This window comes from Bacillus sp. ISL-75, assembly GCF_018613095.1.
Window position 1 is genome coordinate 25,301 of the sequence record NZ_JAGGQX010000064.1, and the last position, 19,067, is coordinate 44,367.

A 19,067-nucleotide genomic window follows, 5' to 3' on the forward strand; every position below is an offset into this window, starting at 1 on the left:
AAGATGGGAAAAGCAACAGGATTTATGGAATATAATCGAGAAAAAGGAAAAGAACGAAATCCCCTTACGCGTTTAAGCGACTGGAAAGAGTATTCAGCTCCCTTCTCGGATCAAACCTTAAGCAGACAAGGAGCACGGTGCATGGATTGTGCCACTCCTTTCTGCCATATAGGAATGGAAATTCAGGGAGCAACATCAGGCTGTCCGATTCATAATCTTATTCCAGAGTGGAATGATTTGGTTTATCGCGGCCGTTGGAAAGAAGCACTCGATCGTTTGCTAAAAACGAATAACTTCCCTGAGTTTACAGGGCGAGTTTGTCCAGCTCCGTGTGAAGGTTCATGTACGTTGGCTATTACTGATCCAGCGGTAACGATTAAAAATATTGAGCAGGCAATTATCGATAAAGGTTTTGAAAATGGCTGGATCACGCCTCGTATTCCAGTTTCACGGACCGGGAAGAAAGTAGCGATTATCGGTTCCGGCCCTGCAGGATTGGCCAGTGCAGATCAACTAAATCAAGCAGGTCACTCAGTAACGGTTTTTGAACGTTCAGACCGTGCTGGTGGATTACTTATGTATGGCATTCCAAATATGAAGCTTGATAAAGAAGTGGTGGGGCGTCGAATCAGCTTATTGACCCAAGAAGGTATCAAGTTTGTTACCAATACCGAGGTTGGAAAAGATATTTCGGCTGAAGAACTGCAAGCACAATTCGATGCCGTGATTCTATGTACAGGTGCGCAAAAACAGCGTGAACTAGTGATTGAAGGTCGCGAGGCGATAGGGATTCATTTCGCAATGGAATACCTATCTAAAGCGACGAAGAGTTATTTGGATACGAATTTTGAAGATGGTCAGTTCATCAATACGGAAGGTAAGGACGTCATCGTCATTGGCGGTGGCGACACAGGAGCGGACTGTGTAGCCACAGCCCTGCGCCAAAACTGCCGAAGTGTGGTTCAGTTTGGTAAACATCCTCAGTTACCAGAGACTCGTAATTCAGGTAATATGTGGCCAGCCTACCCTAATGTTTTTACTATGGACTATGCCTATAAAGAGGCAGAAGCAAAGTTTGGTGAAGATCCACGTCAGTATTCTATCCAAACGAAGAAAATGGTGGCGGATGAAAACGGCAACTTAAAAGAACTTCACACCATTCAAATGGAAAAATTGAAAGACGATGAAGGTCGGTTCTATTTTAAAGAAATACCAGGTACAGAAAAAGTATGGCCCGCTCAATTTGTGTTTATTGCGATTGGATTTGAGGGAACGGAGCAGCCGCTTTTAAGCCAATTTGGTGTAAAAGCTGCCAATCAAAAGATTGAAGCAGCATACGGTGAGTACAGAACAAACGTAGAAAGTGTATTTGCTGCGGGAGATGCAAGAAGAGGGCAAAGTCTTATTGTCTGGGCCATCAACGAAGGACGTCAGGTTGCACATGAAGTGGACCGTTATTTGATGGGGAAATCCTTATTACCAAAATAATTGTAGAGTTTAATCAAAGACCTGATTCATCACATTATTGAATTCAGGTCTCTTTTTTATGAGTTAAAGTACAAGTTCCTGCGAAATAGATGTTTATTAATTGACAATGTTTATTATTTAAAAATAAAGGCGAAGTAGAAGATTTTTAAATTAATTAATCAAAAAATAAAGAATGCACTTTAGAAAGAAAAAAACTAGCCTTTTTTAAGGTTAGTTTTGCTGTTCTAAAATAATAATTATTTGGTTAATTGATTTCGATCCTCAATCTGTGGTGGTTCTTCCATCCAGCCATTTTTGATCATAATCTTTCCCCCATCTTGAGCAAAAGTGAAAATATTTTTTGCATTAAAAGACATTTTAGCCGGCAAGTCACTCCGTAAACAAAATCCACTGCCTAATGCATTACTTCCGAGCCCAAATGAAGCTAACAAATTGGTATTGTACATCATCAATTTGTCAGAAAATGGCGCAGTTTTTGACGCTGTTGCTTTTCCAGCATGAGTAGCTGGGGGCTCAATATAACTTTTGCGTAAGAATTCACCTAAATCTATTTCGATTTTTTGGGACAATTCCATTCCTTTGGTAAGATATTTTTGAACCTCTTTATCAGAAGCAACTTGAGCGAATCCAATCATTAATTGCATCCCTACAAGGTTAGTTTCAATTGCATGATGGATAAGAGAAACTTCAACAGTATTCAGGGATCTAGATTCACTAAACCAAGTAAACCCATCCATATAATTTTTATCCTGTACAAAATTTACCTGTTTTGGCATTGATACAAAAGGTGGACGTACTAGTACCCCTTTTTCTAAAAGGAATTGCGTTGCTTGGCTGTTCATTGATTGTGATTCAGCTGTCATTCCGATAAATAAATCTTCAATATCCTTTCGATAGGACATGCCTGTGAAAAGTGCATAAAGGCTCATTTCCACTTTAGTCATCAAATGTAAATACATAATATCGAACATAAAATCAAATAACTTTGGAACGCTTTTATTTACATCGTTTTCTGTAAAACCAATTGGAATTACTGCGCCTTCTTGTTGAAAAATACTTTTAATCATCTCAATGTTTTTGGCGGCACCATTATAATACGACTGTAACAGTTGTTTTCCTTCAAGATCGGAGTGCTCGATAAAATGTTCCAATACTCTAAGCATCATGGTTTTTTCTTGATAAGCCATCCACAAATTTGCTAATTCTGATGAAGTAATAGGTGCTCGGCTCGAAGTCGTCATGCTAAACCCCCCTAGTTTTATTATTATAATGTAACCATTAGGAAATTATTTTATGAAATGCTACAGTGTGCTTCTTCTAAAAAATGAATAAAATTAAACTAAATTTTTTAATTGCCAAAAACAATTTTCGCGAATTTAAAAGGCTATAGTGGAAATTATTAATATTGAGTTATTTTTTGTTGACTTTATAAACTGTAAATATTAAAATTACATTAATCTTCTTGAGGAGGAAGCATTAAAGTGAATAGTGATTTTACGATAGCCGTCCATAGTTTAGTCTATTTAGCTTATTTACCAGATCATATGGCAAGCAGTGAGTCAATCGCTACCAATGTTTGTACAAACGCCGCACGGATTCGGAAAATCATGAGCTGTTTGCGAAATCATGGATTTGTTAAAACAAAAGAAGGTATCGGCGGTGGTTATATTCTCGACTGTAACTCTCAAGAGGTATCATTGGCAGATATTTATCGGATAGTTTCACGCGGAAGCCTAAAACCAAACTGGTGCACAGGTGATCCGGACCAAAAATGTGTGATATCGTCTAATACCCAGGTGGTTATGGATCAAATTTTCAATGATGCTGAATTGTATTTTGAAAAATATTTAGAGAATATTACTCTTAGTACTGTTTTAGAAAAAATTAAACGTTGCACATGATTTAGTTTTTTCTTTCATGTATTCTGTATATTATTTTATTACAGTATGACACGATATTGATGATATACTTTTTTTAAAAACCAAACTGTAACTTTTTTTATAACATTTAAGGGGTGTAGATGACGATGGCCGATAACAATCGATTTGAAAATGGGGATTGGGTACATGGAAGGTCAAAAGATGGAGAACTGATTCAAGGGTATGTTGAAACCGTAGACTCTCACAAAGAAATGCTTCAAGTAAATGTGGTCGACAGTGACAATGAAAAAGTGATTGGAAAATCGATTTGGATCCTAAATAAACGGGCTGAAAAGCTGCCAGAGTTAACAGGTAGAAATGAAAGTGAGCTTTTAGCTTTAATAGATTTAGCTTTACTTTTTAAAGATGAGCAGTGGTTTATGGAATTATCTGCGAAATTAGCATCTAGTAAAAAAATTCCAAAAGTGAATAATAAGAAATCTGAATATAAAATCAGTGGAAACAGAATTAGGGATTTAGATGCAAAAAGGTAATTATTAAATATTTGTCTGAGAGAAAAATAAAGTTTTTAAAAAATATAGCTATGTTAAACTTGTATGTTGATTTCCGCTCCAGGCGCTCAGCGCCGCGCGGGCGGTCCGGGAGCCTCCTCGGCGTTTTGCGCCTGCGGGTGTCTCCCTTGACCCTCTTTTCCCGCAGGAGTCTCGCGCCTTCCGCTCCAATCAACATAGTGCCAAAATTCACAATGAGCCTAAAAAGAGCCAAAAATATTAAATTAAATTGGAGGAAAAAATAATGGCTATTTCACACGTTACAGATCAAACTTTTGCTTCAGAAATGAAAGAGGGTTTGGTGTTAGTAGATTTTTGGGCGCCATGGTGCGGCCCTTGTAAAATGATTGCACCTGTATTGGAGGAAATCGATGCTGAAATCGGTGATAAAGTTGGGATTATCAAACTTAATGTAGATGAGAACCCAGAAACAACACGGGCATTTGGCGTCATGAGCATTCCAACGTTGATTCTTTTCAAAGACGGTGTTGAAGTAGAAAAGGTTATCGGCTTCCAACCAAAAGAAGCTTTGACAGAATTAATTTTAAAGCACACTTAATATGGTAGGAATTTGCTTTGAACGAAACGGTAAACTATAGGATGAAGTTGTAGATTGGGCAAAGTAATTTCCAATTTAAAAATTAATGAACAAGGTGGAGGAGTAAAGTATGATGAATGTAAAATATGCACCATTATTTGAGTCATTTACGATAGGAAAGGGGATTCAATTAAAAAATCGCATTGTCATGGCACCCATGACCAATTTCTCATCAAATCCTGACGGGACCGTCTCAGATGCGGAGGTCAAGTATTATCAACGACGTTCCAATGGTGTCGGAATGGTCATTACAGCATGTACCTATGTGACCAGGAATGGTAAAGGATTTCATGGTGAATTTGGTGGAGACCGAGATGAGATGATCCCAAGTTTGCGTCGTGTGGCATCAGCGATTAAAGAGAAGGGCGCAAAAGCGATTTTGCAAATCTTCCATGGCGGACGCCAGGTTCCACCTGAATTAGTAGATGGTGATGTGGTAAGTGCTAGTGCAGTTCCTTCAGAAGTTGCAGGAAAACCTGTACCCCGGGCATTGACTGAAACAGAGATCGAATCCATTATTCGCGATTTTGGAGAAACCACTCGACGAGCCATTGAAGCAGGTTATGATGGTGTTGAATTACACGGTGCCAATGGGTACCTGATTCAGCAATTCTTTTCCCCTCATTCTAATCGTCGTGTAGACCGATGGGGTGGGACTCTTGAAAAACGTCTAACTTTTCCTCTAGCGGTTATTGATGAAGTAAAAAGAGTTGTTGCTGAATATGGGAAAGAGCCTTTCTTGGTTGGCTATCGTTTTTCCCCTGAGGAACCTGAAACACCTGGGATCACAATGGCTGACACACTCGCACTAATAGATACACTTGCAGAAAAAGACCTTGATTACCTTCATGTTTCATTGCAGGATTTTAGATCAACACCTAAACGGGGAGTTGAGGATACACGTTCACGTCTTGAAATCATTCAGGAGCTTGCAGGTGACCGAGTTCCAGTAATCGGTGTCGGTTCGATTTATACAGCTGATGATGCCTTAAAAGCATACGAAACAGGAGTCCCTTTAATCGCATTGGCACGTGAACTAATTATTGATCCTGAGTGGGTGCAAAAAGTGGAACAAGGTAGAGAATCTGAAATTGTCACCAAAATAAATAAGAATCATCAGCACGAACTGGAAGTACCAGATCCCCTTTGGCAGGCCATTATTCATTCACCTGGATGGTTTCCGGGAGTAGAATAGATCAGTTGATTACTTGCTAAACGAATAAAAGTAGCTTATCTAATTTTGATAAAATAAGTATCCCTGTCAGCTTTCTGGTTTGTCGAAAAGAAATAAGTGAATTATAATGACAACAGTGAATGTACTAGAATTTGGAGGGAAAAGAATGAAATTTCCTAATGATGCTGATGGAGATGCTTTACGAAGTCTATATAAAGAGGGATTAGATTTTAAAAAACAACAATCAGTGGAATTTTTTGTTGCTGTACCTGATCAAACAACAGGAGAAAAATTAACACAAGTACTAAAAGAAGAAGGATTCAATTGTTTCTTAGATCAAGACGACGAAACTGACGAGTGGGCATGTTGTTGCTCTAAAAGGATGTTATTAAATTATAATGAAATAGTTAAAATCCAGAATAATTTAAATAACTTAAGCAAACCACATGGTGGTTATTCTGACGGTTGGGGTGTTTTTGTAGATTAAAAGGATTGAGTGAGGTATTTATAATTTTAGCGTTGTAGTGTGATAGTAGTCGATTTTTTTTGAAGATATAAAAATAATCTGGATCGGACATGTTGCTGCATGTTCGGTCTTTTTAATTCTAGGACTTATTTTTTGTGAAATATTTCACAAAATGTTCAATAATAGGGCGGATAGGATAATGATTTATCATGTATATTATCACTATGTTCATGTTGTTTATATATTTAGGGGGATTACTGATGAAAAAGATATTTCAGATACTATTAACACTGGGGCTTATTATGACACCATTTTATGCACATGCTCATGTGAAGTGGTTCACAAAAGTAGTGCCACATAAGGAGTCTATTGATCATATATTATCACCGATGTTTATATTTTTAACGCTAGTTGCGGCCATTGTTTTAGCTGCATTAACCTTGATCATTCCGAAAATGACTGAATGGGGACCAGTGAAAAAACTGGAGGATAGACTCTCCAGTTTAAGAAAGTATTCTCGGTATCTACTAAAATACGGGACCGCTATTGCACTAATAATTCAAATGGTAAATGGAACACTTTTTGCGCCTGAGTTTCATGTTAGCAGCACTTATATTATTGTATTGACGTGGATTACCATTGGATTATTATTGATTCCGCATCATATCTCGACAAAAATTGGTGCTTCGATTTTATTAGGATTATTTATTTATGTTACCATCCATCATGGCATTTTTTATATGTTAGACTACGGATTTTATGTAGCTATCATTGGTGTTTTATTAGTAGGAAATACAAAGCTGGAGCAGGCAGGGTTTCCATTTCTCTATCTAGGAACAGGACTATCGCTTAGCTGGGTAGCTGTTGAAAAATGGGTTTACCCAGGTATGGCATTAGATATAATCACAAACCATCATGTACCTACATTTGGCTTTGAACCAGGATTATTTGTTGTGATGGCCGCATTTATAGAGTTTGTCGTTGGTTATTTATTGGTTGTCGGTATTTTAAATCGAGTGCTTGGTTTTGTAGTAACAGGCATTTTTATCTCAACCACGATGCTCTTTGGAATGACAGAAGTCATTGGCCATTTCATGATTCACGTTGTTTTAGTCATCTTCATTATTGAGGGGGTTTCATTCTATAACCCTCCCATTAAAATGCATAAATCAAAAACAGATCAGTTTATCTTTGTATTTTTAAACTTCATTTTTGTTCTTGCGACCTTTCTATTGATTTACTATCGTTTCGCATAAAGAGCTTTGTAGATGTAAGCTAGATTGAATGAAGAACGAGTGGAATTTTATTGGACATAAATAAATGAAAAAGCCCTTGGCCCAATCAGCTATTTAGATTGGTCCAAGAGCTTTAAACTTGATACGGCTGGGGAAATATGAAATTCCTTCCCAATCTCAGGTAGTAATGTTGTTTTAAAAAACTATGCTAGAAAAATTAATAGATTGAGAGTTAATGGTAAATTCGAATAGTGCAAACACATCCAGCAATTGGATTGTGCCGTGGGTTTATTTCGGTGTTAAGAAAAATTTCCTTGTTATTAATTTGTAAATCACAATTAAACTTCTTTTACTTGAAATTAATATTGTCCCACATTTACTTTATGTGGTAAAATCTGAATATTATAAATTTTTAAAAGTTTATGATGATGATAAAAGAAACCGTTTTCTTTATCTTGCGAGATGAGAATACATATATAGTGGTTTGATTTGGGGAGGAATAACAGATGAAAAAGAGTTTAGCGTTATTATTTTGTGGGGTATTATTGTTGCTTTCGGCATGTGGAGGGGGAAGTAAGGAAACTGGCGGACAGACAAAGGACAAAAACGAGAAAGTGGTGAAAATAGGCATTACGCAAATTGTTGAGCATCCGTCACTTGATGCTGCACGAGAGGGTTTTATCGCGGCTCTAAAGGATGCCGGCTATGAAGAAGGGAAGAACTTGAAGCTTGATTACCAAAATGCCCAGGGAGATATGAACAATAATATGTCTATTGCCCAAAAATTGGTTGCAGACAAGAATAACCTTATTTTGGCTATCGCCACCCCTAGTGCTCAGGCGGTGGTTAAGCAGACGAAGGATATTCCAATATTGTTTACCGCCATTACTGATCCAGTTGGGGCCGAACTTGTCAAAAGCCTGGAAAAGCCAGGCGGGAATGCAACAGGCACATCTGATACGCACCCAGATGCGATAAAGAATACGATTGCTGCAATTAAAACATTTATCCCCGATGCCAAGAAGGTAGGCATCATATATAACAATGGTGAACCCAACTCTGTTGTAAATGTTAAACACGCGAAAACCGCAATAGAGGCAGCAGGGCTGGAGGCGATTGAAACAACCATAACTGCTAGTACCGAAGTAAAACAAGCAGCCGAGTCAATGGTAGGGCGTGCGGACGTATTATACATTCCAAAGGACAACACCGTTGTTTCTGCCCTAGAATCGGTTATAACTGTAGCCAACGCCCAAGATATCCCAACCTTTGTCGGTGAAGGCGATTCTGTAAAACGTGGAACCTTCGCATCTTATGGATTTGACTATCACGATCTAGGCTACTCTACCGGTAAAATGGCTGTGGAAATTCTCAAAGGAAAGAAACCTAACGAAATTCCAGTTGGCTTCCCGGAAAACCTTGAGCTGTTTATCAACAAAAAAGCTGCTAAGGAGGAAGGAATCACCTTAACAGAGGAGATGCTGAAGAACGCGAAGATAGTAGGAGAATAAAATCTATATTTCTTTATAACTGAGAGGTTCCTTGGAAAGGAAATATATTTCTCAAAAAGCACTTGCTCGTGTTAGTTAAAGGTACCGTTTTGAGGTGCACGAATACAAATTGACTCACGAAATGGCATGCGAATTGACGCATGCCATTTTTTTGTTTTATAACTTTAACTTATTACAGACATTAAACCCCAAATAATTCAGCGAATTTAGCTTGATCAAATCCTAGGATGAACTCTTCGCTATCTTCGTCTTTGATAATGGTTACTGGTGTAGCAGAAGCACCTAGTTCAATAAGTTCTTGCAGATATTGATCGTTTTTACGAATATCTTTTTCTTCGAACTCAATCCCATTTTCTTTTAACCATAGTTTTTCCGCATGACAAGGTGGGCACGTCTCTTGGGAATAAATAATCACTTTTTTCATTTTACGACCTCCACTTCATAATAGTTATTCTACACTGAATTCTCTTTTTCTGTGTACATTTATATTCTTTAGTTCAATATTCAACGGAATCTACATTTAATTAAAAACGAACATTTTTTAATATTTTTTTATCAACGTTCGTGTTTTATCTTAAAATATTACTTGATTCATGTAAATTAATAAGTTAATATAGTCAAATAACAAACAATGTGAGTGAGGTGAAAAATATCTTATCTCAAGAAAAGAAGTGGAACAGGATATTTCGTGAAAACTCACAGCAGTACAATTTAAATCATTACTATTACTCTATTTACTTAGATGGATCAATTGAAAACCAGTTCATCTGATGTCACCCACATTTGAGAACAGTTGCTAATTTTTATTTTATACTACGATTTAACAAAAATAATACTATTGTAATATATCTAAATATTCTTTATAATACTATTAATTAGAAAATAGTTTAGTTGATTAAGTGGAGATTGAACTTATACATCTAAATGGCCAATGAATGTTGCAATATTATCTTAAACAAGTGGGGGAATATATCTTGAAAAAACTAATGAACATGTGGAATCAAATGAGTCTAGTAAAACAAATAATTGTAGGTTTAATTATTGGTGTTATCATGGCTGTAACGATCCCAGAAGCAGCAAAACCCGTTGTGATATTAGGTTCTTTGTTTGTAGGTGCTTTAAAAGCAATAGCACCAGTTTTGGTTCTCTTCTTAGTTATGTCAGCCATCGCTCAACACAAGAGTGGTCACCAAACGAATATGAAGTCCATCATTTTCTTATACCTTCTAGGAACCTTTTTAGCTGGATTAATTGCTGTTATTGTAAGCTTTATTTTTCCTGTAGGTTTAACACTTGCAAAGGGTGCTGAGGAGTTGGCAGCTCCTGGTGGTGTGGTAGAGGTGCTCAAAGCATTACTGATGAACGTTGTAGATAACCCAGTGAAGGCCATATTTAATGGGAACTATATTGGTATTCTAGCTTGGGCTATAGTCCTTGGTGTGGCTTTGAAAAATGCTCCGGATACGACTAAAACAATGATTTCTAATTTTTCAGATGCAGTATCCAAAGTAGTTACATGGGTCATAAAGTTTGCACCATTTGGGATCATGGGCCTAGTCATAGAATCTATTACGACAAATGGAATTGAATCTTTACTAAGTTATGGAAAATTACTTTTAGTTTTGATAGGCTGCATGGTCTTTGTGGCACTTGTTGTTAATCCAATCATTGTGTTTGCGGCCATTCGTCAGAACCCATACCCGCTTGTTTTTAAGTGCATAAAGGAAAGCGGTATTACAGCATTTTTTACACGTAGCTCGGCTGCAAACATTCCAGTCAATATGAGATTATGTGAAAAACTAGGATTAGATAAGGATACCTATTCTGTATCAATTCCACTAGGCGCCACCGTCAATATGGCTGGTGCAGCTGTTACGATTTCTGTTTTGACACTTGCAGCGGTTCATACATTAGGAATTCAGGTGGATATACCTACAGCAATCATCCTCAGCGTACTCTCAGCTGTATGTGCTTGCGGTGCTTCAGGGGTTGCTGGTGGTTCCTTATTACTTATTCCTCTAGCATGCAGCTTATTCGGAATTCCAGCAGATGTGGCTATGCAGGTAGTTGGGGTAGGCTTTATCATCGGAGTTTTACAAGACTCTTTCGAAACGGCGCTGAACTCATCCACAGACGTCCTATTCACAGCGACTGCTGAATTTAATAAGATGCGTAAAGAAGGAAAAAACATAGATATCCAAAAAGCATCATAATAAAGTGAAAACCCTCTATCAGCGGATAGAGGGTTTTCACTTTATTATATGACTTATTTCTTATCCAAGAAAAATGGTCAACCTATTACATACTCTAATAGCTCGTGTCAGACATCTTTTTGTAACGAACATTATACATTTTTTTGTATATTTATAAATTGGAAAACCCATATAGATTGAAAAAACTTCCTTCTAATGCCTAAAACATGAAAACGCTTACTAAAAAAACAGCATAAATATTCAAAAAATTTACTAAAAAAGATTGTCAAACTATGTTTTTTAAAATATAATCTATTTATTGATGTAACAAAATATAACATGAAATTGCGAGGTAATATAACATGACAAAAACATTATTTTCAAACGCACCTGGAGTTGCAACAACTTTAGAACAAATTAAAGAAACGATCAACGAAAAAAGTGTTGAACTATTACACTTGCAATTTGTAGATATAGAAGGGATTTTAAAGCACGTTACTGTAACAGTTGAACAACTAGAAGATGTCGTAGAAGGTAAAATGATGTTTGATGGTTCTTCGATTAAAGGTTTTTCACCTATTAATAAATCTGACCTTTATCTTCAACCAGATTTAACTACTTTTGCGGTTCTTCCTTGGACTGTTGAAGAGGGTTATGCGGAAGCACGATTCTTATGTTCTGTTAAGAACCCAGACGGAACAATGTTTGAAGGAGATACAAGAAATGTGCTGAAGAAAACGGTGGATCGTGCTGCCGATCATGGTTACACCATTTCAGTTGGTCCTGAGTTAGAGTTTTTCCTTTTTAAAACGGATGAAAATGGGTATGCAACGGAAGAACTTAGTGATAAAGCAGGCTATTTCGAGCCATCTCCACATGATCTTGGCGAGCGCGTTCGTTTAGAAATTTACCGTGCCTTAAAAGCAATGGGCTTTACGATTGAAGCATCTCACCACGAAGTTGCAGAAGGTCAACATGAAATTAATTTTAAGTATGCTGATGTATTAACGGCAGCTGACCTATCAACTACCTATAAATGGGTCGTCAAGACGGTTGCGAAGAAATTCGGTTTGCATGCTACATTTATGCCGAAACCAGTATTTGGAATCAACGGTTCTGGAATGCATGTCAACATGTCTTTCTTTGAAGGAAGTGAAAATGCCTTCTTCGATCCTTCAGATGAGTTACAATTGTCGGACAAAGCCTACCAATTTATTGCTGGTGTTCTAGAAAACGTGAAGAGCTTTACGGCTGTAACAAACCCGCTAGTCAACTCTTACAAGCGTTTAGTGCCAGGCTATGAAGCACCTTGTTATATCGCTTGGTCTGCTTCTAACCGTTCAGCACTAATTCGTATTCCAGCCAAGAAAGGTTTGGCGACACGTGTGGAATTACGCTGTCCAGATCCATCCGCAAACCCTTACTTAACGTTTGCTGTTATTGCTGCAGCAGGTTTAGATGGAATCGAACAAGGATTAGAAGCGCCAGCTCCAATTAATGAGGATATCTTCCATATGACGGAAGAGGAAAGAGCCTTCCTGGGTATTGATAACCTGCCTGGTAGCTTAGCAGAGTCAATCAAAGCATTAGAATCAGGTGAGATTGCTGCTAAAACACTAGGAGAGCATGTATACAGCGAGTATGTTTCATTGAAGAAATCAGAATGGGATAGCTACCGTACAGCAGTTCACTCATGGGAAATCGATAACTATCATACAAAATTCTAATTAAAAAAGCGGGACAACAGGGCTGGTTAAAGCCCTAGTTGCCCGCTTTTTTTATTTGTATACAAGTAATGAAAAGAACAGCCTCTAATAAGAGACTGTTATCCAGTATTGGTTTCTTGCACAAATTAATAATTCCAAGCTGGATTAATCCTGAATGCTATTTCACTTACAGTGATGCCACGCCCTCTTGAATACGTATAATCCGAAGATAAGGAATGCTAGGAAACCAATTACAGCGATAAGGAAGTTTAGAACGGTAACAATTAGACCACTTAGGCCGATTACTCCAAGCAACATAGTGACCCAGCCCAATACTACAAACAATAACCAAATGGCACCTGTTAAAAATCCAAGAAAAATTCCAAAAATCCCATAGCAAGAATGATTAGGACTCATATAAATTCACCCCCTGTCTGTCTATGGTTGTTCGATATTAATGTATGCAGTTGCTTGACAACTTGTTTATGCAAACACGAAAAGCGGGCTCAAAAAAGGCGCTAAGAAAAAGTTTCTGACACTTTTGCACTAATTGTGTTTATATAGTAGTAGAGGAAAACGTTATTGGGATTGGGCCAAAAGAATACTATCCCTTCATACATAACGAACAATAAAATGGATTGTTAGGAGAAAGGAAGATTTCTATGAAATTAAACACAAAACTATGTGACCTACTGGATATTGCCTATCCAATTATCCAAGCTGGAATGGCTGGAGGTCCTACAACCGTGGATCTCGTTGCTAGTGTATCTAACGCTGGTGGGTTAGGGACTTTGGGTGCGGCCTATATGAAACCGGAGGAAATAAGAAAAGCTATCAGGGAAATTAAGGATCGGACAACAAAGCCATTTGCCGTGAACTTGTTTTGTACAAATTTGAAAGATCAATATGAAGGAGTAGAAGAGTCACAGAAGGTACTTAATGACATTAGAGGGAAATTAGGGATTGAATTCACAGAACAACAACTCGTAACAAACAACTTTTTTGAGGAACAATTTGAAGTATTAATCGATGAAAACGTACCTGTCATTTCAACTGCATTCGGTGTCCTTCCCAAAGGTCAAATGACAATCGCAAAGCAACATAACATCATCATTACTACCATGGTAACCACCGTTCGTGAAGCGAAACTTGCTGAGGATAGTGGGGCAGATATTATCATTGCCCAGGGGAGTGACGCTGGTGGTCATCGAGGAACTTTTGAAATTGAAAAAAACACCCATGGTGCAGCAATCGGAACCTTTTCACTTGTTCCTCAGATCGTGGATGCTGTTACGGTGCCGGTTGTTGCTGCAGGGGGAATAATGGATAGTCGCGGCCTAGTTGCCTCATTAGCTTTAGGTGCGCAGGGGGTGCAAATGGGGACCGCTTTCTTAACGACCCTTGAGTCGGGAGCACATCCTGTATATAAACAATCACTAATCAACAGTACAGAAGAAAGTACGGTTATAACGAAAGTATTTTCCGGCCGTCCAGCGAGGGGAATCAACAATGCTTTTATTCAAACGTACCATGACGCCAATATCTCTCCAGCTGATTTCCCAACCCAAAATACCCTGACAAATGATATTCGTAGAGAAGCAACTTTGCAAAATAATCCCGAATATATGTCATTATGGGCAGGTCAGGCAACAAGACTATTACAAAACGAAGTATCCGCTAGTAAAATTATCCATGAATTAGTTACAGGTGCCACACGTTTACTATCTTTCAAATAGTTTGGGACAATCCATGCTTCTAAAACTCGTTGAAAAGAGTGTATGGATATTTCGAATTCCTACCATTGTAGCGTTGAATATAGTAAAATAAGTGAGGATTAAAAAATTAACTACAGAAATTGAAATAGTGTGGAGGATCTAAAGTGACATACCAACAAAACAAAAGATTTAAACTTTTTTCATTGAATTCAAATCAAAAGCTAGCAGCAGAGATGGCAGAGCTATTGGGCTGTGAGTTAGGCAAAAGTTCAGTATCTCATTTTAGTGATGGAGAGATTCAAATCCATATAGAAGAAAGTGTTCGAGGCAGTGAAGTATATATCGTTCAATCTACTTCCTACCCTGTTAATGATAATATTTTGGAACTCCTCATTATGATTGATGCCTTAAAAAGAGCATCAGTTGGAGTAATCAATGTTGTCATTCCATACTATGGGTATGGACGGCAAGACAGAAAGGCACGTTCGCGCGAGCCAATTACGGCAAAACTAGTCGCTAACCTTTTAGAAACTACTGGAGCAACTAGAATTCTTACAATGGACCTCCACACATCACAAATTCAAGGTTTCTTTGATATCCCTGTTGAACATCTATATGGTGTTCCAATCCTTGGACAGTATTTTCAGGAAAAGGGATTGGAAGATATTGTTATTGTGGCGCCTCATAACGGCAGCATCGGCAGAGCGAGGAAAGTGGCCAACCTATTACATGCTCCAATTGCTCTGATCGATAAAAGAAGATTTGAAGAAAATGGTGTCGAAACCACTAATGTAGTTGGTAATGTTGAAGGAAAAAATGTGATTATTATTGACGATTTAATTGATACAGGAGAAACTATTACGTTAGCAGCTAAGGCACTAGCAGAAAATGGGGCTAAGGCAATCTATGCAGGATGTACTCATCCTGTTTTTACAGACAAGGCGATCGAAAAAATTGAAGCATCACCAATTAAGGAATTAGTGGTGACGAATACAATTCAGTTACCTGAAGATAAAGTCATTAGCAAAATCAAAACGATATCAGTCGCTCCATTGCTAGTAGAGGCAATCGATCGGATTCATAATGAAAAAGCAGTAAGTCCGTTATTTGAATAAGTTTATTATTTGAAGCCAACTATATATTTTGTTGGCTTTTTTATTTGTAAGAGAATGTAGTTAGATTATGACCAGATATTAAACCCTGGTATTGGTCAGGATTTATGAATCTAAATAATTTACAATGATTTTTAAAGTGATATTATTGTAAGAGTGAATATTATTTTAATAGCTTGTTTTAATACCAGATACTAATATCTTTGGGTATTTCTTACAGGCAGAGTTCCATAGGGAACCCACTAATACTATCAAGATTGGAGTTTGATTAAAGTGGAATTGAAATCATTGATCGCACCAGAACACTTTAATTTAGCAAGTGAAATCTCAAAGCATGCCTCAGATAAAATTGCCTTGCGATGGGAAAATGAACTTGGGGAAACAAAAACGATTTCTTATGCTCAGTTAATCACGAAAGCAAATAAACTTGCCAATGGGTTAACTAAATTAGGATTAGAGAAAGGTGATCGGGTTGTCGTAATGACCACTCGTCTTATTGAATCTTACGTCATCTACTTAGCATGTTTAAAGGCAGGGCTTGTCATTAGTCCTACTTCAGAATTGCTTCGGGCAAAGGATTTAGTTTATCGCTTAAATCATTCTGAAGCTAAAGCCGTCATTTCATATTCTGATTTGGTAAAAGAATTTGAAAATATTAACGAGGAAACACCGTTTTTACAATATAAAATCGCGTTCGGTCAAGAAGTACCCAATTGGCTCTCGTTAGAAGCGTTAATCGAAGAGGAATCAGAAACCTTTATCGATGTAGAAACACTGAGTGAGGATTATGCTTTTTTAGCTTATACATCTGGGACAACCGGGCAGCCAAAAGGGGTTGTCCATAGCCATGGTTGGGGATATGCTCATTTAAGAATTGCCGCTTCAAAATGGCTGAATATTAGTGAAGAGGATCTGGTTTGGGCCACAGCTTCCCCAGGGTGGCAAAAATGGGTCTGGAGTCCATTTTTATCGATATTGGGTTCAGGGGCAACAGGTTTTATCTATCATGGCAGGTTCAATCCTCATAAATATTTACGGCTTCTTCAAAATAACAAAGTAAATGTATTATGCTGCACACCTACTGAATATCGGATGATGGCGAAATTAGATGACCTTTCAAACTTCGTTCTATCGCCATTACATACTGCTGTTTCCGCAGGAGAGGCACTTAATCGTGAAGTCATCGATGTGTTTAAAAATCAATTTAACATCCTGATTCGGGATGGGTACGGTCAGACGGAGAGTACGTTACTGATTGCCAACTTAAATATAGATGAGAAAAAATTAGGCTCAATGGGGCAGCCGCTGTTATCAGAATTTATTGAAGTGGTTGATGAAAATGGCCAACCTGCTCCTATAAAGGAAGTTGGGACGATTGCAATTAAAAGCGATTTTCCAGCATTATTTAAACAGTATTATAAAAATCCTGAGACAACGGCGGCTTCTTATAATAATCAATACTTTTTAACGGGTGACCGGGCATTTAAAGACGAGGATAACTATTATTGGTTCCAAGGAAGAAAAGATGATGTAATCATCAGCTCTGGCTATACGATTGGACCTTTTGAAGTGGAAGATGCTTTAATGAAACATAAATCGGTGAAAGAGTGCGCGGTAGTCGCTTTACCGGACCCAATCAGAGGAAACATTGTCAAAGCATTTGTTGTATTGAAAGAAGGGATTTCCGGTACAATGGAGCTAACCAAGGAATTGCAGGGATTTGTAAAAAAATTAACGGCGCCATATAAATATCCACGGGTGATTGAATATATCGAGGCACTACCTAAAACAGATTCAGGAAAAATTCGTCGGATCGAACTTCGAACGCAGCGATAATAGAAGAAAGGCAAATTTGAGATTCTGACAGCCCTTGGCGAGAGTCAAATTAAAACACTATACTCTCTTCCAATTCGTGGTATAATAATCAAAGTTCATTTTACAAATATTGTCGTTGATTTCCAATAATCCATTAAAGAAGTGTCGTGTAATGAATAAATTAGAACTGAATATTAGGCATAGAACGGTATCTATATTAGATAAGTATTTTACTGGCGAATCGATAGATTACAAGAAAATATTTGCAATCATCTTGCCCCTTTTTGTAGACCAGGCCTTTTTAATCTTAATGAGTTTATTAAATACAGCGATGATCAGTTCTGCAGGAGTAGCTGCAGTCAGCGCGGTGAGTATGGTAGATTCATTGAATATTTTCTTGGCCAATGTATTTATTGCTGTGGCAACAGGTGGTACCGTTATTGTGGCCCAATATAAAGGCAGCGGTAACTCAGCGATGGTGTCTAAAACAGCTACCCAAGCGATATCTGCCTGTACCATATTTTCAGTCCTAATCAGCGCTCTTGTAATTATTTTTCATACACCTATCCTAAACATGTTATTTGGTAAAGCGGAAGCAGACGTGTTTCAAAACGCAAGAATCTATCTCATCGGCAGCTGTCTTTCATATCCGTTAATCGCGATCTTTCAAGCGGTGACGGGGGCCTTAAGAGGTGTCGGAGAGACAAAACCTTGCTTAAATTTATCATTAATCATGAATTTAACGAATACGATTCTAAATGTTATGCTTATTACGATTTTTAAAATGGGTGTGGAAGGACTCGTGGTTTCAACGATTCTAGCACGAGTTTTGGGAATGGTTGCTTCATTAATTTATGTCTTAAAATATAATGAGACGATCCGTTTTCGGATAAAAAGTGCATTCAGAATAGATATGTCTATTCTCAAGAAAGTGATGTTTATTGGTCTTCCGTTTGCTGCAGAACAGATATTTTTCAATGGTGGAAAACTGTTAACGCAAACGTTTATTGTTCAATTAGGCACCCTTTCAATGACAGTATATGCTATCGGTAATGCCATTGCTTTGTTATATCAAATCGGACCAAATGCACTCGGCATTGCAATTGTTACGATTGTTGGGCAGTGTGTTGGACGAAGGAATATAGAGGACGCTAGGAAATTCATTTATTCGTTGATTGGACTTTCCTCCATCTTCTTTGTTGTTGCAGATCTTATATTATTGCCATTGTTTCCGTTATTGATAAAATTGTTCAACCCACCTGATGAAATTGTTCCAACCATATTTACACTTATCCTGATATCTGCCATTGCCCAGCCAATCTTGTGGTCACCAAGTTTTATTATGCCATCAGCACTACGAGCAGCTGGCGATTCGAACTTTACTTCGATTGCTTCTTTGCTGTCGATGTGGTTATTACGGGTGGTCCTCGGTTATATTTTAGGTATTACCTTAGGTTTTGGGATTATCGGTGTTTGGGTAGCGATGATTGTAGAATGGGGTGCACGTGGAGTCATCTTTGCATGGCGATTTAAAGGGAAAAAGTGGTACGCGCATAAACTTGTGTAATAAATTCATATAGAACCTCCTCAACATGCATTTGAGGAGGTTTTTTCATATAATCAT

17 protein-coding genes are annotated in these 19,067 nt (G+C 37.8%); 14 read left to right on the forward strand and 3 right to left on the reverse strand.

The genetic code is table 11. The features are described from left to right. The first annotated feature begins 3 nt into the window (after positions 1–3). Positions 4–1,488, forward strand: a complete 1,485-nt coding sequence (gene gltD / locus J7E63_RS24325; protein ID WP_215017277.1) for a glutamate synthase small subunit — start codon at positions 4–6, stop codon at positions 1,486–1,488. Positions 1,489–1,724: 236 nt separating this feature from the next. Here the strand turns inward: gltD and J7E63_RS24330 are convergent, their stop codons facing one another. Further along, complete coding sequence (locus J7E63_RS24330; RefSeq protein ID WP_215017279.1) at positions 1,725–2,729, reverse strand: DUF3231 family protein; 1,005 nt, start codon at positions 2,727–2,729, stop codon at positions 1,725–1,727. A 240-nt stretch (positions 2,730–2,969) separates the two neighbouring features. On the opposite strand from J7E63_RS24330, the gene J7E63_RS24335 reads away from it, so the two are divergent. From J7E63_RS24335 to J7E63_RS24365, 7 genes are all read left to right on the forward strand, one after another. After that, positions 2,970–3,389, forward strand: a complete 420-nt coding sequence (locus J7E63_RS24335) for an RrF2 family transcriptional regulator (protein WP_215017280.1) — start codon at positions 2,970–2,972, stop codon at positions 3,387–3,389. Between the two features lie 119 nt (positions 3,390–3,508). After that, positions 3,509–3,901 carry an IDEAL domain-containing protein gene (locus J7E63_RS24340; protein ID WP_215017282.1) on the forward strand — a complete coding sequence of 131 codons (393 nt, stop codon included), beginning with the start codon at positions 3,509–3,511 and terminating at the stop codon, positions 3,899–3,901. Positions 3,902–4,163: 262 nt separating this feature from the next. After that, positions 4,164–4,478: a thioredoxin gene (gene trxA / locus J7E63_RS24345; RefSeq protein ID WP_215017284.1), complete on the forward strand. Its 315-nt coding sequence runs from the start codon at positions 4,164–4,166 to the stop codon at positions 4,476–4,478. A gap of 109 nt (positions 4,479–4,587) precedes the next feature. Then, positions 4,588–5,712, forward strand: a complete 1,125-nt coding sequence (locus J7E63_RS24350; protein ID WP_215017286.1) for an NADH-dependent flavin oxidoreductase — start codon at positions 4,588–4,590, stop codon at positions 5,710–5,712. Positions 5,713–5,857: 145 nt separating this feature from the next. Beyond that, positions 5,858–6,178: a ribonuclease E inhibitor RraB gene (locus J7E63_RS24355; RefSeq protein WP_215017288.1), complete on the forward strand. Its 321-nt coding sequence runs from the start codon at positions 5,858–5,860 to the stop codon at positions 6,176–6,178. Between the two features lie 239 nt (positions 6,179–6,417). Then, entirely contained in the window at positions 6,418–7,413 is a 996-nt protein-coding gene (locus tag J7E63_RS24360; protein WP_215017290.1) for a hypothetical protein, read from the forward strand. A 485-nt stretch (positions 7,414–7,898) separates the two neighbouring features. After that, a complete protein-coding gene (locus J7E63_RS24365) occupies positions 7,899–8,903 on the forward strand; it encodes an ABC transporter substrate-binding protein (RefSeq protein WP_215017292.1) in 1,005 nt (334 codons plus the stop codon). A gap of 181 nt (positions 8,904–9,084) precedes the next feature. On the opposite strand, the gene J7E63_RS24370 is transcribed toward J7E63_RS24365, so the two are convergent. Next, entirely contained in the window at positions 9,085–9,327 is a 243-nt protein-coding gene (locus J7E63_RS24370; protein ID WP_088088174.1) for a glutaredoxin family protein, read from the reverse strand. A 562-nt stretch (positions 9,328–9,889) separates the two neighbouring features. Here J7E63_RS24370 and sstT point away from each other — a divergent pair. Together sstT and glnA are read left to right on the forward strand one after the other, a co-directional pair. After that, positions 9,890–11,116 carry a serine/threonine transporter SstT gene (sstT, locus tag J7E63_RS24375; protein WP_374193793.1) on the forward strand — a complete coding sequence of 409 codons (1,227 nt, stop codon included), beginning with the start codon at positions 9,890–9,892 and terminating at the stop codon, positions 11,114–11,116. 341 nt (positions 11,117–11,457) lie between these two features. After that, positions 11,458–12,822, forward strand: a complete 1,365-nt coding sequence (gene glnA / locus J7E63_RS24380) for a type I glutamate--ammonia ligase (protein ID WP_215017296.1) — start codon at positions 11,458–11,460, stop codon at positions 12,820–12,822. 162 nt (positions 12,823–12,984) lie between these two features. Here glnA and J7E63_RS24385 read toward each other — a convergent pair whose 3' ends face one another. Continuing rightward, the gene (locus J7E63_RS24385; RefSeq protein WP_214718130.1) at positions 12,985–13,218 is read right to left on the reverse strand and encodes an ABC transporter; all 234 of its coding nucleotides are present in this window, start codon (positions 13,216–13,218) and stop codon (positions 12,985–12,987) included. A gap of 245 nt (positions 13,219–13,463) precedes the next feature. Here J7E63_RS24385 and J7E63_RS24390 point away from each other — a divergent pair, with 245 nt between their 5' ends. The 4 genes from J7E63_RS24390 (at position 13,464) to J7E63_RS24405 (ending at position 19,010) form a co-directional block, all read left to right on the forward strand. Continuing rightward, positions 13,464–14,537, forward strand: coding sequence for an NAD(P)H-dependent flavin oxidoreductase (locus tag J7E63_RS24390; RefSeq protein WP_215017299.1), 1,074 nt, complete (start codon positions 13,464–13,466; stop codon positions 14,535–14,537). A gap of 143 nt (positions 14,538–14,680) precedes the next feature. Next, complete coding sequence (locus J7E63_RS24395; RefSeq protein ID WP_215017301.1) at positions 14,681–15,631, forward strand: ribose-phosphate diphosphokinase; 951 nt, start codon at positions 14,681–14,683, stop codon at positions 15,629–15,631. A gap of 270 nt (positions 15,632–15,901) precedes the next feature. Beyond that, a complete protein-coding gene (locus J7E63_RS24400; protein WP_215017303.1) occupies positions 15,902–17,464 on the forward strand; it encodes an acetate--CoA ligase in 1,563 nt (520 codons plus the stop codon). A gap of 151 nt (positions 17,465–17,615) precedes the next feature. Further along, the gene (locus J7E63_RS24405; protein WP_215017305.1) at positions 17,616–19,010 is read left to right on the forward strand and encodes an MATE family efflux transporter; all 1,395 of its coding nucleotides are present in this window, start codon (positions 17,616–17,618) and stop codon (positions 19,008–19,010) included. Positions 19,011–19,067: the final 57 nt, after the last annotated feature.